The organism is Thermodesulfobacteriota bacterium (assembly GCA_035325995.1).
Classification (GTDB): Bacteria; Desulfobacterota_D; UBA1144; order Nemesobacterales; family UBA2774; genus JADLGH01.
This window is the reverse complement of record DAOKYU010000007.1, coordinates 109781-124280: the sequence shown is the minus strand read 5'-3', so window position 1 is coordinate 124280 and position 14500 is coordinate 109781. Positions and strand designations below refer to the sequence as shown.

The following is a 14500-nucleotide window of genomic DNA, read 5'->3' as shown; positions in this document are numbered from 1 at the left end:
CAGCCGCCCCCGGGGGAAATGCCCGCTCGATACCCATGTCCGGGCCTGTTCCGCGCCGGCGGCCAACCCGGAATACCGCACCCCGGGAAAGCGGCGTTATCCTTATCCCGTGCGCTACTATTTCGACTCCGATTATGTATAATCTAATGCTAATCCCGACGCGGGGACCGAAAGAGGAAGAAGGAGAGACGATGCGTCTTATGCCAGGAAAAAAAGAAATAGCTTCATTAAAAGCTGTAGCCACAACCGCACTCTTTATACTCGCCCTGCTTCAGATCGTTTTCCTGTGCTCCCCGTCCCCCGCCGGCGCCCAAAAGGCCGAAGACGTCGAGGTCGGAAAGAACGTAATCGTCGTCAAGGATTACAAGTGGGCCTCGGCGGGCATGGGAAGGCCCGCCATAATGAAAGAGATAACCCTCCAGAACAAGGGTAAATCGGATTTTCAGAATATAGATATAGAGGTCGATTTTTACACGCACAACGACATTCCTTTAGGCTCGCTGAGGACAACCATAAAAGACGTTCTCCCCGCCGGCACAGAAAAGACCTTCTACAACGTAAACTTCGGCATAATGAGCGCCGAGCTCCAGAACTCGATCGCGAGGGTAGCCAAAGCCGATCTCATCGAAAAGGGCTCGCCGACCCAGGCCAAGGACCTCATACTCGTAAAGAACTGGGAATGGGCCGGCGGACAGTACGGCACCGAGGGCATATTAAAACAGATAACACTCGTCAACAAGAGCTCTGAAAACTGGAAGGACATAAAGATAAGGGTCGATTATCTCGGAATCGCCGGGCCGAAGGTAGGCATAAGGGGATTTACGAGCCGCGCCGTCATTCACGACGTACTCCCCGCCCACGGCGAAAAGACCTTCCACGATATCAATATGGGGTTCCGGCATCCTGACGCCAAAACGGAAGACATAAGCGTCATGAGCGCAAAGCCGATATCCGAGAAGGAAGTAAAGATCAAAACCGCGAAAAAAGAAGGGAAGAAGGCCGTACGCAAGAAGAAAAAGAAGACGGCGTCCGCCGAGGGTGCGGCCGCCTCTGCCGGAGAGGCCGGCGGCACTGCGCCTTCTTCGGGCGAAGAGGGCCTTTCCCTTTCAGAGAAATACAAGAAAAGACTCGCCGAAGAGCAAGGCATAGCCCCTCCGGCCTCCGGGGAAAGCCCTGCGCCCGAAGTCGCGGCGGAAGAGCCCGGCGCTACGCCGCCATCGGGCGAGGCGGCCACGGGTGAAGAAGGGACCACAGCGGCGGAAGAAGAAACCGGCGGCGAAGAAGAGGAATACGAGTACGAATACGAGGAAGACGTGCCGATACCTACCGAAGACATCGTCGTCGAGAACTTCAAATGGGGCGGCGGCGTAACGGGCACGATCGGCATGATAGACGAAATCACGCTCAGGAATATAAGCACCATTTCCTATTCGCGCATAGAGCTCATAATCGAATTCTATTCCTTCGGCTCGAATGCGCCCATGTTCTCGAACAGGGCCACCATAAACGAAGTCCTGCCCGCGAACAGCAGAAAGACTTTCAAGAAGATAAAAGCGGGATACCTGAACGCCATACCGCAGGAAGTCCAGATAGACATCGTAACGGCCGTGCCGTTCAGCCGCTGATACAATTAGCGTCCTAAAAAGCGTTAGAGCTGTGATTGCGCAGCTCTATGGGGCAGTCACGTTTTGAAGAGCTCGAGCTGGGGCCCGCCCGGCTTCCTGAAATGCTCTGTCGAGAGTTTTATCTTCCCGCTGTCGAACCCCGCCTTTCTGCACGCAAGCTCGAACATGTCCCTCGCCTGCTCCGCGTAGATTCCCTCGCCCCTCATGCGGCTGTAAAAATCGGGGCTGTTCAGCTTCCCGTCGCGCACGGAGCGGATTCTGTTGAGCACCTTGTCCTTCCTGTCGGGGAAATGCCTCCCGAGCCAGGCCTGGAATATGTCCGAGACGCCGTATGGCAGCCTCAGCATGACGAACCCGGCGTTCACGGCCCCCGCGTCGGCCGCGCTCTTTATAATCGCCGGTATCTCGTGGTCCGTAAGGCCCGGGATAACGGGGGCGACCATCACCATCACCGGGACGCCCGCTTTCGCGAGCTCTTCTATCGCCCGCAGCCTCAGGCGCGGCTCGGACGTCCGCGGCTCCATGACCCTCTTCACCTCCGGGTCGAGCGTCGTCACCGAAACCGCCGCCATAATGCCGTTCCATTCGGCGAACCGCCGGAATAGGTCGATGTCACGTGTGACGAGGTAGTTCTTCGTGATTATCCCGGCAGGGTTACGGAATTCGAGGAGGACTTCGAGGCAGGCCCGCGTCAGCTTAAAGCGCCTCTCCGCGGGCTGGTAGCAATCGGTGTTCCCGCTAACGACTATCGTGTCCGGGACGTATTTACGCGACGAGAGCTCTTTTCGGAGGAGCGCCGGGGCGTCTTCCTTGACGAGTATCTTCGTCTCGAAATCGAGCCCGAGCGAAAGCCCGAAATACTCGTGCGTCGGCCGGGCGTAACAGTAAATGCACCCGTGCTCGCAGCCGCGATAAGGATTTATACCGGCGTTGAACCCGACGTCCGGGCTGTCGTTGTAGGAGATGATCGACTTCGTAGCATCCCTGTAGAATACCGTCTTAGGCGAAAGCCCTTCCGCTATCTCTTCTTCGGAGGGAGTGAACTCTATCTTCTCGAACCTGTTGGCCGGGTTTTCCGCCGAGCCCCTGCCCTTTATCGCCGCGCCCTCGCTACCCACCGAAAACCCCTCCGCATTCATAAATCCGTCTCATATTAAAAAGTGTAAACGAGACGCCGAATCTTGGGTATGGGCGAATTTTGCGGGCCACTCCCACAAGAATTCGACATAGTTAGATTTGAGATTCAATGCGCCACCCGCACGGCAACAATATTGTCATTTCGAACGAATGTGAGAGATATATTCCTAGTCTTTTTGTTCGCAGTCATCCTGAACTTGATTCAGGATCTAATCTTTAAGCCTTTTTAATCTGTCATTCCCGAGCGTCTTAATCGGGAATCCATTTCCGACAGCAATCCATCAAGAATTCCTTGACTATAATATTGCAAGCCGCCGCTTGTCGCGGCGAAGCCATGCGTAGCCGGGGGCATGGGGGGATTTATGCTTTGCTTTTTCTGTTAATACTTTTAAAAACGAGATTCTGAATATTTTGATTTGATATGCTATGGAGCCGTACTATATGAGCTTCCCTGCAGTCGGCCCGTGGCGTCCGATTCCTTGCTCGCTCGAAATCGTAGTTCAGAATGACGGAAAATGCAAAGTCGGTGGATAAATCATCATATTGCAAGCCGCATACGCGGCGCAGCAATACCCCTTCGGGCCGTCAAAATTCGCGTTAAGAAAACCGAGTGGATGAGCGTTAAAAATCCGATGTGGGGCTGTGGGCCGGTGGAGGATTTAGCGAAGGAACGATGATTTTTAGCAGAATTTTTCCCGGCCCGTGATTTTTGCTACTTTTCATCTAGGAAAAGTAGAAAACACTTGCACCGCCCTTACCAGCTAGCTCAGAACTTCCCCTTCAGCCACTGAAGACTCCCAGCAGTAAACAATCGAAGTGGCAGCGCTTTGCCATTGCCACCTGCCGCACTCCAAGTGGTTACGGCAGCTTCGGTGCTACGCCGAGAAACACACGTACGTGTGTGGTCAAGCAAAAGTAGAAATCCTTTGCCTTTGTATTTCTCTTTTTTATCTTGAAGAATGGATTCCCGATGTATAGGCAGGTCTCGCGCGGTACCAGATAAGCGTTTGCGCTTCAAGGTTAGGGCATCCGATTCCCGCCCGCTCAGAACCGTTGGGAATGACAAACATTGGGAACGGCATCCGATTCCTTGCTCGCTCGAAATCGTTGGGAATGACACATTTGGGCAATACTCAGTTTGAGGAATAAGAAAAGCGGTTGAATAAAGTAAAAGTTTAAAATGAAGAAACCGGATCACTCGACCGGTACGGAAAAAGTCTCTAGCTCCTTCACGAGCTCGTTCACGAGGTCCCCTTCCTTGAACGAGCGCACAAGTTTCCCGTCCTTGTAAAGCATCCCCTTCCCCCGGCCTCCGGCTATTCCTATGTCGGCCTCGGACGCCTCGCCCGGCCCGTTCACGACGCAGCCCAGTATGGCGACCTTGATCGGCCTCGGGAGCTCCAGCCCCGCTATCCGCCCCTCGACGTCCTTTACGAGCTTCATAAGGTCAATCTCGAGCCTGCCGCACCCGGGGCATGATATGAGCTCTATGCCGTTCTTCCTCAGCCCGAGAGATTTCAGGATATTAAGCCCGACGCCTATCTCGTCCCTCGGGTCGCCGGTGAGCGAAACCCTTATAGTATCGCCGATACCGTCGGCCAGAAGGGTACCTATGCCGATGGACGATTTTATCGTACCGAGCTCGTACGTTCCCGCCTCGGTCACGCCCAGGTGAAGCGGATAGTCCGTCCTCTCGGCAAGGAGCCTGTATGCGGCTATCATCTTCTTCACGTCCGTCGATTTGACCGAAATCTTTATGTCCCTGAAATCGAAGTCCTCAAGGATCGAGACGTGCCTCATGGCGCTCTCGGCGAGGGCCTCGGCTGTCGGAGAGCCGTGCTTTTTCAGTATGTCCTTTTCGAGCGAGCCGGAATTGACGCCGATTCTTATCGGTATGCCCCTTTCCTTAACGGCGTCCACGACTGCCTTTATCCTGTACCTGGCGCCGATGTTGCCGGGGTTGATCCTCATGCCGTCAACGCCCTGCTTTACGGCCTCGAGGGCAAGCTTGTAATCGAAGTGTATATCCGAGACTATCGGTATCCGGACCTGCTTTTTTATGTGCCCCAAGGCCTTGGCGGCATCCATGTCGGGGACCGCGAGGCGCACTATATCGCAGCCTGCCTTTTCGAGGCCCCTTATCTGGAGGACCGTGGCGGTGACGTCCCTCGTGTCGGTCTTCGTCATGGACTGAACCGTCACGGGCGCTCCTCCGCCCACCTTGACGCCGCCCAGATTTATCTGCCTCGAATTCCTTTCCATATCAGGTTAAAAACACTATCAAGATTAGTTGATATTTTTACGGTGTCAACAACTCTGCGGGCCCGTTAACGCATAATTAACCTGCGTTTTCGCCGGCGGACGCAGCCTGGTCGGCGGTCTTTTTCTTCCCGCCGGATTTCCCGGCGGCCTTGGCTTCTACGGGGTTTCCGTTCTCGTCGAGGCCCTTGATGTTGCGGCACTTGGGATATCCCGTACACCCGAGGAATCTCCCGTAGCGCCCCTTCCTCTCGGCCATGGGCTTCCCGCACTTCTCGCACTTTATGTCTTCCCTGAGGACCGGCTCTTCCTTCTCGATGATTTTGATGTTGCCGTCCGGGTCGAGCTCGAAGGCCTTGGCGTTCTTACAGTCGGGGTAGCCCGAGCACGCGAGGAACTCCCCCCTCCGGCTCCGCTTTATGAGCATGGGCTTCCCGCACTTCTCGCATTTTATGTCTTCCCTAAGAACGGGCTCCGCCTGCTCTATGACCTTTATGTTTCCGTCGGGGTCGTACTCGAAGGCCTTGGCGTTCTTGCACTCGGGGTACTTCGAGCAGGAGAGGAACTCACCTTTCTTACCCCACTTTATAATCATGTCGGCGCCGCACTTGTCGCACTTTATGTCCGTCGGGAGGCCGTCGCGCTTGAGGCTCTTCATCGAATCCTGGGCGCTGCTGAGCCTTTCGGAGAACCCGCTGTAAAAACCGTTCAGGAGCTCTACCCAGTTGACGCTCCCCTCCTCGACGTTGTCGAGCTTGTCTTCCATCTCGGCCGTGAACTGTACGTCCATGATCTCGGGGAACCCCTGTATGAGAAGGTCGCTCACCGAGCATCCGAGGAGAGTAGGCTTCAGCTTCTTCCTCTCCATGGTGACATACTGCCTTTCCTGTATGGTTGAAAGTATCGTCGCGTAAGTAGACGGGCGTCCTATGCCTTTTTCCTCCAGCTCCTTTACGAGCGAGCTCTCGGTGAATCTCGGCGGCGGCTGCGTGAAGTGCTGCTTCCCTTCGAGGTTAACGAGGTCGAGCTCCTGGCCCCTGGAGACGTCGGGGAGCTTCCGCATCTCCTCCTTTTCCTTCTCCTCTTCCTCGTCCTCTTTGCCTTCGAGGTAGACGGCCGAGAACCCGGGGAACTTCACGATTGACCCCGTGGCCCTGAAAACGCCCTTCCCGGCGGTTATCTCGAGAGTCGTCTGGTCGAATACCGTCGGCTGCATCTGCGAAGCGACGAACCTCTGCCAGACGAGCTTATAGAGCTGGTACTCGTCGTCCGATAGATACTGCCTCACGGAATCCGGCAGCTTGCCGACGTACGTCGGCCTTATCGCCTCGTGTGCGTCCTGCGCCGATTTTTTTACTTTATACGTATTCGCCTTCTCGGGGAGGTACTCGCCCCCGTACGTCTCCTTTATGAGCTCCCTCGCCTCGGCGAGCGCGTTTTCGGATATCCTGACCGAGTCCGTCCTCATGTACGTGATGAGACCGACCGGCCCCTCGCTCCCGAGGTCGATGCCCTCGTATAGCTTCTGCGCTATGGACATCGTCCTCTTCACGGGGAACCTGAGCTTCCTCGACGCCTCCTGCTGTAGCGTGCTCGTTATGAACGGAGGGAGGGCGTTCTTCTTTCGCTCTTTCCTTTCGATGGACGTGACGGTGAATTTTTCGTTTCTGACGGAATCGACTATGGACTTCGCGTCGGCCCCGTTATCGATGCTTACCTTATTCCCCTCGTACGTCGCGAGGACGGCGGTAAACGCGCTCTCGGGCGAGTCCTCGCTCCTCTTCAGAAGAGACTCTATCGTCCAGTACTCCTCGGACTTAAAGGCCTCTATCTCCCTCTCGCGCTCGACTACGAGCCGGAGCGCGACGCTCTGGACCCTCCCCGCGCTGAGCCCTTTCCTGACCTTCTTCCAGAGTATCGGGCTCACCTGGTATCCGACGAGCCTGTCGAGGATTCGCCTGGCCTGCTGGGCCTCGAACCTGTCCTGGCTGAGCGTCGTCGGGTGCTCTATCGAATCCCTGACGGCCTTTTCCGTTATCTCGTGAATGAGAACGCGGAGAGACTTGTCCCGTATGTCGAGCTTGTCCGCGATGTGCCAGGCTATGGCCTCGCCCTCGCGGTCGGGGTCGGACGCGAGATACACCTTTTCCGCTCCCTTGGCCGCCTTCTTCAGCTGGTTCAGGTACTTAGATTTTCCCTTTATTACGACGTACTGCGGATTAAAATTGTTTTCTATATCTACGCCGAGCTTGCTGCTGGGAAGGTCCACGAGATGACCCGAAGACGCTTCCACGTCGAAATTCCTGCCGAGGAATTTTTTTATTGTCTTTGCTTTTGCAGGGGACTCGACGATTACTAGAGACTTACCCATTAAACCTCCGGCTTCCCTTAAATGCGTTATTGTTAAATCTAATCACAACCCTTCCGGTGTCAAATTTCTTCGGTCGGGACGTGTGGCATTTTACCTGAATTAATAATTATTCAAATACTTAGATGCGGGAGCACCCGTTTTGGGCTCCGTGAAAGCATATTTCACTCATCCGAATTCCCTTAAAAAGCACGTAACACCGGATAATGTGACGTATTTTGTCGCCCGTCATCCATCATTTGCCGTCTTTTGACAGCGGCTATGCAGAACGGCTGCTCATCGTTTCCATGGGGCTGTAAATCCATTTCCAGAAGTATGTTCGTAAGTACATATAAACACTCGGTTATTGATGCCGCTTCGGGAGACGTCAATGAAAATATCCGGAATTGAACCTTCCGGCACGGTAGTTGCCACTTACATGCAGAGAAAAAGAATGACTCGAATATATAAAATAGCGCTCGTATCGAGCTCGAAGCTCTTTCTGGACGGTCTCAGGAAAATAATGGAATTCGAGGCCGACGTAGAGGTCGCGGCCGAGGTTTCGGAGCCCGGGGCTCTCTCCGGAATGGTACGGGACAGCGCACCGGACTTTATCTTCATCGACAACAGGGAAAGGGAATTCGACGTCGACGGACTCGTAGCCTCCGGAGAATCCAAATCTAAGGTGATACTCTTCACACAGTCCGGCGGGACCGAGCCCGACACGGAAAAGATCATACACGTCAACTTCGAGACGACCACGAGCGAGCTCATAAACATCATCAAAAACGGCGGAAGCAAAAAACAGCCCGCAAGGAATACGAGCCTTAAAGACCTCGAATTCAGGAAGATAACGAAAACAGAGTTCAGGATTATACAGCTTATAGCCGAGGGAGAGAGCAACCGTGAAATCGCCCGGAAGCTCGGGAGCAGCGAAAAGACCGTAAAGGCTCACATCACGAGCATATTCGGAAAGCTCGGCCTCGACAACCGCTACCAGCTCATCGTCTACGGAAAGAGGAACATGTCCGGCGAGGACGCCGGGGTTTAATTCCCTACCCCTATCCCGTAATACTTGAACCCCTCTCGGGAGAGCCTTTTCGGATCGTAAAGGTTCCTTCCGTCGAAGATGACGTGCCCCTTCATGAGCTCCTTCATCGTCTGAAAATCGGGCTGGCGGTACTCGTTCCATTCTGTGCATATGACGAGCGCATCGGCGTCCCTGCACGCGTCGTAGTTGGACTCTCCGTAGCCGACCTTCTCGCCGAGCTGCTTCTTGGCGTTCCCCAGCGCAACGGGGTCGTGCACGACGACCTCGGCCCCGCTCGAAACCAGCTTGTCTATCACGTACAGCGACGGCGCCTCGCGTATGTCGTCCGTTTCGGGCTTAAACGAGATACCCCACACGCCGAACCTCTTGCCCGCGAGGTTCCCGCCGAAGTGCCGCTCTATCTTCTTCCAGAAAACCTCCCTCTGATTGTGGTTCACCTCGTCCGTAGCCCCGCAGAGCCTGAGGTCATACCCGTGCCCCGAGGCCGTATTTATAAGCGCCTTCACGTCCTTCGGGAAACACGATCCGCCGTACCCGATTCCCGGGAAAAGGAAATGCCTCCCGATACGGCTGTCCGAGCCGACCGCCCTTCTCACGTCCGATATGTCCGCCCCCACGAGCTCGCAGAGGTTCGCTATCTCGTTCATGAAGGAGATTCTCGTTGCGAGCATGGCGTTCGCCGTGTACTTGGCGAGCTCCGAAGACCTTATCGACACCACTATCGCCCTGTCGCCCGAGCGCATGAACGACGAGTAGAGCTCCCTCAATATCTCGCCGACGGACGGCTTATCGACGCCTATTATCACCCTGTCGGGTTTCATGAAGTCGTCTACCGCGGCCCCTTCCTTTAAGAATTCGGGGTTAGACGCGACGTCGAACTCGACGTCCGTCATTTTCTTGATCTCTTCCCTCACCATCTCGGTAGTGCCCACGGGGACGGTGCTCTTCGTGACGACTATCTTGTAGTCGTTCATGTGCTCGCCTATCGAGCGGGCGGCGGCCACGACGTACTGCATGTCTGCCGAGCCGTCCTCGTTGGGCGGGGTGCCGACGGCTATCAGTATGATAAGGGAATTCTTTACCCCGTGAGCGATGTCGCTCGTGAAATGAAGCCGGCCTTCCTTCACGTTCTTTTTCACTATGTCTTCGAGCCCGGGCTCGTAGAACGGAACGTGTCCTTCCTCGAGGCTCCTTATCTTGTCCTCGTCGATATCGACGCAGATGACGTTATTCCCGCTGCCGGAAAGGCAGGCCCCGGTTACGAGCCCGACGTACCCCGTGCCGATCACACATACTCTCATTCAGAATTCTCCTTTAACCGCGGTCTTTTTACGCTGCCGAATCGAGGGACTCCACTGCTATGGAAGATCCGCATTAAATTTAGACCCTTCGGGCGTGAAATCAAGCCGAAACCTGCCGGCGTAAGCCCCCCTTCCCTTTTCGCCGCATCAGTTTACCAGCCCGTGGCGGAAGCCGAACAGTATAAGCTCGGACCTGTTCTTGACCTTGAGCTTCTTGAAAACCTTGTAGAGGTGGAACTTTACAGTCTTTTCGCTTATGTAAAGCTCGTCGGCGACGTCCTTGTTCGTGTAGCCGTTCAGAACGAGCTTTATAATCTTTATTTCGGTCTCTGTGAGGTCGTAAATCTCGCCCTTACTCCTCACCGTCTTGGTCGGATACGCCGTCCCGTCGAGCACCTTGCCCATGAGCTTTCTCTCCACCCAGAGCTCCCCGTTGTAGACGGCGTTCACGGATTTTACGAGGTGCTTCGAATCCGTGTCCTTGACGAGATATCCCCTGACGCCCGACCTTATGGCGTTTATAAGAAGATTCTCGTTGTAATCGTTGTCGATTATAAGAATAACCTTCGCGCCCTTGTTCTTCTTCATGAGGTTAAGGATGCGGGTGAGATTGAGGCCCCTCAGATCGACGTCCAGAAGCAGTATGTCGAATTCGAATTCCTCGCAGGACTGGATAAGGTCGATCAGGTTCGAGACTTTCGCCACGACCTCGACACCGGCGTCCTCTTCGAGGATTTTCGATATACCTTCCCTGAGGAGGGGGAAATGACAGGCCACAACTATTCTTACGGATTCACCGCTACCGTTCTTTTCCTGGGACATTTCTGGTTCCGCGCTTCCGGGCCCCGCTGCAAGCGGGAAACGGCATACATAATCAGGTGTTTCTCGGTATATCTATATTAATTACAATACCAAAGTCCTAAAATGTCAACATACTTTGGTTAGAAAAGATGTAAAACTAAAGTAAGCGAGGCCTCTATATCCTTCGGCTGAAAAACTTACCCGGATGCTGGAGGGCATAGCCCCCGAGCTCGAGCGACAAAAGAACCGAAAGGACGCTCGGGGTGTCGAGCCCGGTGAGCCTTATTATTTCGTCTATGTGAACGGGATCGCGCCCGAGAGCATCGTACACGGCCTTATCCGGCCCCGTAATCGAAGGCGGCGCCTCCGCTTCGGCCAACGATTCCGCCCCGCGCAAAGCCCTGCCGCCGAAACCTCTCAGCGCCCCCACTTCTCCGAGTATGTCGTCCACGGTCTCGACGAGCTTCGCCCCCCTTTTTATGAGATAGTTGGGCCCCTTCGAGAGCTTCCTGTCCACGTTGCCCGGAACGGCGAAAACCTCCCTGTTCTGCTCCAGCGCGAAAGAGGCGCTTATGAGCGAGCCGCTCTTCTCCGACGCCTGCACCACGACCACCCCCAGCGAAAGCCCGCTCACTATCCTGTTCCGCCTGGGGAAGTTCTGCGGCAGCGGCGCCGTCCCCGTGAAAAACTCGGACAGTACGGCGCCGTTTTCGGCTATGGCTTCGTAGAGCTCCTCGTTCTCGCGCGGGTATACGACGTCTATACCCGAGCCCAGCACCGCTATCGTGCGCCCTCCCCTCTTAAGTGCCGCCTCGTGCGCTGCGGAATCTATGCCGCGCGCCATGCCGCTCACCACGGTGACCCCGAGGGCCGCGAGCTCCCCCGCCAGGGTCTCCGTCACCGTGCGGCCGTACCTGTCCGGGAGCCTCGACCCCACTATCGCAATCGCAATGTCGTCCGCGGGCAGGACCTCCCCGAGCGTAAGGAGACAGGGCGGCGGGCTATGGATGTTATAAAGCTGCGAGGGGTATTCGGGGTCGTTAAGAGGAAGGATCCCGTAACGGGATTCAGCGAGCTTTTCGAGCTCGGCGTCCACGATCTCCCAGTCGGAAAAGGCCTTTATCGCCTCCACCGAGCGCGGAGGAACGCCTTCTATCGCCGCGAGCTCCCGTTCGGGCGCGCGGAATATCTCCCCGGCGCTGCCGTATCTCGCGCTCAGGATTTTAACCACCGAGTGCCCGATCCCTGTCGCGATCCCGAGGGCCAGCCAGTATCTTCCGTCCCCTTCCATTACCCTGAATTAATAACCCTAAATCCCGGGCGCAGTCAAGGAACGTGGAACGGTCGGGGAAGGTACTCCTTCTTACCCCCATCCCGGCCTTCCCCCTTCCAGGGGGAAGGGAAGGAAATGAAAAGAAGGATCGGGAGGGGAAGACCGTCTTTACTCCCTCTTAAGCCTCCGAGACAGGCTCTCCATCTTGCCCGCCATCGTATAGGGCTTGTCCGTCCTCTCGCTTATGCGTACCGTCGTGCTTATGCGCTCGACGCCCTTCGCCTTAAGGGCGTCGTGGCACCTTTTCACGAGCGGCGTTATGTCCTCCCAGCCGCATTCGATATTCGTCCCCATCGAATGCGCCTCGTACGGAAGCCCGCTCGCCTCGATGACCTTCATCACCTCGGCGATGTATTCCGAGAGCGAAACGCCCTCTCCTATAGGTATAACTATCAGCTCTATTATCATGCCGGTCTCCGTAAAGCCCCTTCCGATGATACTACACCGGGACGGAGGTTTTTGCATAACGCCCCTTACGGGCTAATCTCTTTATACGGACCGCACCGGTCCGGGGAGGAAGCCATGAAAAGCCATACCGAATATCTCTGGTTCAGGACGGAAAAGAGGCGCGAGATGGTGCACATCACCGACACCGTAAGAAGCATACTCGGGAAGAGCGGCATAAAAGAGGGGTTCGCCCTCGTCTCGGCCATGCACATAACGGCGGCCGTTTACGTAAACGACCTCGAGGACGGGCTCATCGAGGACATATGGGAATGGCTCGAAGACATCGCCCCGCGAAGGGACGACTACAGGCACCACAGGACGGGCGAGGACAACGGCGACGCCCATCTCAAGAACCTCGTCATGCACCACCAGGTGATACTCCCCGTCACGGCCGGCGAGCTCGACCTCGGGCCGTGGCAGAGGGTTTTTTACGCCGAGTTCGACGGCATGCGGAAGAAGCGGGTCGTCGTCAAGATAATCGGCGAATAGGACGCGGCCGGCGAAATTCGATATACTGGAAGAACATGAGTGCAAATGAATCGGCCCCCGAAATCACGTACAGGTTTTTGATAGACAAGGAAGGCAACTGGTACCAGGACGGCATCAGGGTCCGTCACAGGCTGACGTACCTTTACAACCAGAAGCTCCTGGGCAGGGACGAGGAAGGAAGGTATTTCGTCGACGAGGGCAGCGGGCGTCTTTACGTCAAGGTCGAGGACACGCCATTCGTCGTCAGGATGGCCGACTTTCGCGGAGGGGATTTTTACGTGAGGCTCAACGACGAGACGGAAGAGAAGCTCGACCTTGAGAACCTCCGCATCGACGACAGGAACGTCCCGTATATAAAGGTCAAGGGCGGGAAGTTCGACGCCCGCTTTTCGCGGCCCGCATACTACGAGCTCATGAAGCACGCCGAGGAGATCGGCCTCGAATACTTCATAGAAGAGCGCGGGGTAAAGCACCTCATAAAAAGCGAGTGAGTTTTACGGGTTTATCCGAGCGAGCTCACGAGCCTTACGATTATCTCGTCAGAAAGGAGTGCCCCTTTTTTGGTCAGTTTGAGCCTGTCCTCCGAGATATCTATAAAACCGTCGTCGCTCAGGTAGCCTATCCTCGAAAGGTCGGGCGAGACCCCGTACTTCCGCCTGAGGGCAGGTATGTCGAGCCCGTCGCTCAGCCTGAAGCTCATCAGTATCTCGTCCTCCACGGCCTCGTCCCGCCCGAGCTCCTCCGAAAAATCGACGGGCTTTCGGCCTTCGGAAACGGCCTTTATGTACGAGCTCGGGTTCCTGACGTTGGCCCACCTTTTCCCCCAGCCGCCCTCCCCCGCGCCGCCCAGGTGCGAGTGAGCGCCCGCGCCGACGCCGATATAGTCCCCGCCCCTCCAGTAAAGAAGGTTGTGCCTGCATTCGTATCCGGGCCTGGCGTAGTTCGAGATCTCGTACTGCCCGTACCCGGCGGATTCGAGGAAGGCGGTCGTGTAGCTTATGAACTCCGAGAGCGAATCCTCGGGCGGCAGGACGAGCTTTCCGGCCCTGTGGAGCTTCCCGAACTCCGTCCCGTTTTCTATCGTGAGGCAATAGGCGGAAATGTGCGCCGATGGGAACGAAAGCGCGCGCGAAAGGTCGCCCTCCCATTCCGCCATCGTCTCCCCGCCCGTCCCGTACATCAGATCGAAGCTATAGTTCGTAAACCCGGCGGCGGGCACTTCTTCCAGGATCCTCACCGAATCGTCGGGATCGTTTATCCTCCCGAGGAATTCGAGCTTCCGCCTCGTGAAGGACTGTACTCCGACGCTTATCCTGTTCACGCCCGCGCGCCGGAGGCCCTTCAGCTTTTCGAGGTCGGCCGTCTTCGGATTGACTTCGAGCGAAACTTCTATCCCTTCCCCCGAAGATCCCGTCTTCCCGAATATGGCCGAAACGACCTTTTCTATAGAGCCCGGGTCGAAAAGGGACGGCGTTCCTCCCCCGAAAAATACGGACGTCAGCCCGCCCCCGGCGAGCTCCTCTTCGTACAGCCCGAGCTCGTTCAGGAGGGCCTCAGTATAATCCTCTTCCGGGAACCTGCCGCGGGAGCCGTAGGAATTGAAGTCGCAGTAAGGGCATTTCGTGACGCAGTAGGGTATGTGAACGTAAACGCCGAACGCCATTACGGTATTGTACGGGAGGGCGGAAGGTGTTGCAACGGCTTTGTTTT

Annotated in this window: 12 protein-coding genes; 4 read left to right on the top strand and 8 right to left on the bottom strand. The window is 56.0% G+C overall.

The window, feature by feature from the left end:
- Positions 1 to 200: 200 nt before the first annotated feature.
- Complete coding sequence (locus PKC29_10785; protein HML95903.1) at positions 201 to 1625, top strand: hypothetical protein; 1425 nt, start codon at positions 201 to 203, stop codon at positions 1623 to 1625.
- A gap of 56 nt (positions 1626 to 1681) precedes the next feature.
- Here PKC29_10785 and PKC29_10780 read toward each other — a convergent pair whose 3' ends face one another.
- The 3 genes from PKC29_10780 to topA form a co-directional block, all read right to left on the bottom strand.
- The gene (locus tag PKC29_10780) at positions 1682 to 2743 is read right to left on the bottom strand and encodes a PA0069 family radical SAM protein (GenBank protein ID HML95902.1); all 1062 of its coding nucleotides are present in this window, start codon (positions 2741 to 2743) and stop codon (positions 1682 to 1684) included.
- Positions 2744 to 3956: 1213 nt separating this feature from the next.
- On the bottom strand, positions 3957 to 5024 hold the full coding sequence (ispG, locus tag PKC29_10775) for a flavodoxin-dependent (E)-4-hydroxy-3-methylbut-2-enyl-diphosphate synthase (GenBank protein HML95901.1): 1068 nt from the start codon (positions 5022 to 5024) through the stop codon (positions 3957 to 3959).
- Between the two features lie 76 nt (positions 5025 to 5100).
- Positions 5101 to 7392, bottom strand: a complete 2292-nt coding sequence (topA, locus tag PKC29_10770) for a type I DNA topoisomerase (GenBank protein ID HML95900.1) — start codon at positions 7390 to 7392, stop codon at positions 5101 to 5103.
- A 430-nt stretch (positions 7393 to 7822) separates the two neighbouring features.
- On the opposite strand from topA, the gene PKC29_10765 reads away from it, so the two are divergent.
- A complete protein-coding gene (locus tag PKC29_10765; protein HML95899.1) occupies positions 7823 to 8419 on the top strand; it encodes a response regulator transcription factor in 597 nt (198 codons plus the stop codon).
- On the opposite strand, the gene PKC29_10760 is transcribed toward PKC29_10765, so the two are convergent.
- From PKC29_10760 to PKC29_10745, 4 genes are all read right to left on the bottom strand, one after another.
- A complete protein-coding gene (locus tag PKC29_10760; protein ID HML95898.1) occupies positions 8416 to 9720 on the bottom strand; it encodes a UDP-glucose/GDP-mannose dehydrogenase family protein in 1305 nt (434 codons plus the stop codon). The two genes, PKC29_10765 and PKC29_10760, sit on opposite strands and share 4 nt — an antisense overlap.
- A gap of 147 nt (positions 9721 to 9867) precedes the next feature.
- A complete protein-coding gene (locus tag PKC29_10755; GenBank protein HML95897.1) occupies positions 9868 to 10542 on the bottom strand; it encodes a response regulator transcription factor in 675 nt (224 codons plus the stop codon).
- 154 nt (positions 10543 to 10696) lie between these two features.
- Positions 10697 to 11812 (bottom strand): DNA-processing protein DprA, encoded by a 1116-nt coding sequence (dprA, locus tag PKC29_10750; protein HML95896.1) that lies wholly within the window; start codon positions 11810 to 11812, stop codon positions 10697 to 10699.
- Positions 11813 to 11962: 150 nt separating this feature from the next.
- Complete coding sequence (locus tag PKC29_10745) at positions 11963 to 12262, bottom strand: MTH1187 family thiamine-binding protein (protein HML95895.1); 300 nt, start codon at positions 12260 to 12262, stop codon at positions 11963 to 11965.
- A gap of 114 nt (positions 12263 to 12376) precedes the next feature.
- On the opposite strand from PKC29_10745, the gene PKC29_10740 reads away from it, so the two are divergent.
- Both PKC29_10740 and PKC29_10735 read left to right on the top strand, forming a co-directional pair.
- Complete coding sequence (locus tag PKC29_10740; GenBank protein HML95894.1) at positions 12377 to 12790, top strand: secondary thiamine-phosphate synthase enzyme YjbQ; 414 nt, start codon at positions 12377 to 12379, stop codon at positions 12788 to 12790.
- Between the two features lie 35 nt (positions 12791 to 12825).
- Positions 12826 to 13281 (top strand): DUF1285 domain-containing protein, encoded by a 456-nt coding sequence (locus PKC29_10735; GenBank protein HML95893.1) that lies wholly within the window; start codon positions 12826 to 12828, stop codon positions 13279 to 13281.
- Positions 13282 to 13292: 11 nt separating this feature from the next.
- On the opposite strand, the gene hemW is transcribed toward PKC29_10735, so the two are convergent.
- The gene (gene hemW, locus PKC29_10730) at positions 13293 to 14453 is read right to left on the bottom strand and encodes a radical SAM family heme chaperone HemW (protein HML95892.1); all 1161 of its coding nucleotides are present in this window, start codon (positions 14451 to 14453) and stop codon (positions 13293 to 13295) included.
- Positions 14454 to 14500: the final 47 nt, after the last annotated feature.

Excerpts from the sequence above, each read along its gene's own strand:
- PKC29_10785 (HML95903.1), top strand. The coding sequence starts at position 201 with ATGCCAGGAAAAAAAGAAATAGCTTCATTAAAAGCTGTAGCCACAACC.
- ispG (HML95901.1), bottom strand. The coding sequence starts at position 5,024 with ATGGAAAGGAATTCGAGGCAGATAAATCTGGGCGGCGTCAAGGTGGGC.
- topA (HML95900.1), bottom strand. The coding sequence starts at position 7,392 with ATGGGTAAGTCTCTAGTAATCGTCGAGTCCCCTGCAAAAGCAAAGACA.
- PKC29_10765 (HML95899.1), top strand. The coding sequence starts at position 7,823 with ATGACTCGAATATATAAAATAGCGCTCGTATCGAGCTCGAAGCTCTTT.
- PKC29_10760 (HML95898.1), bottom strand. The coding sequence starts at position 9,720 with ATGAGAGTATGTGTGATCGGCACGGGGTACGTCGGGCTCGTAACCGGG.
- PKC29_10755 (HML95897.1), bottom strand. The coding sequence starts at position 10,542 with ATGTCCCAGGAAAAGAACGGTAGCGGTGAATCCGTAAGAATAGTTGTG.
- dprA (HML95896.1), bottom strand. The coding sequence starts at position 11,812 with ATGGAAGGGGACGGAAGATACTGGCTGGCCCTCGGGATCGCGACAGGG.
- PKC29_10745 (HML95895.1), bottom strand. The coding sequence starts at position 12,262 with ATGATAATAGAGCTGATAGTTATACCTATAGGAGAGGGCGTTTCGCTC.
- PKC29_10740 (HML95894.1), top strand. The coding sequence starts at position 12,377 with ATGAAAAGCCATACCGAATATCTCTGGTTCAGGACGGAAAAGAGGCGC.
- PKC29_10735 (HML95893.1), top strand. The coding sequence starts at position 12,826 with ATGAGTGCAAATGAATCGGCCCCCGAAATCACGTACAGGTTTTTGATA.
- hemW (HML95892.1), bottom strand. The coding sequence starts at position 14,453 with ATGGCGTTCGGCGTTTACGTTCACATACCCTACTGCGTCACGAAATGC.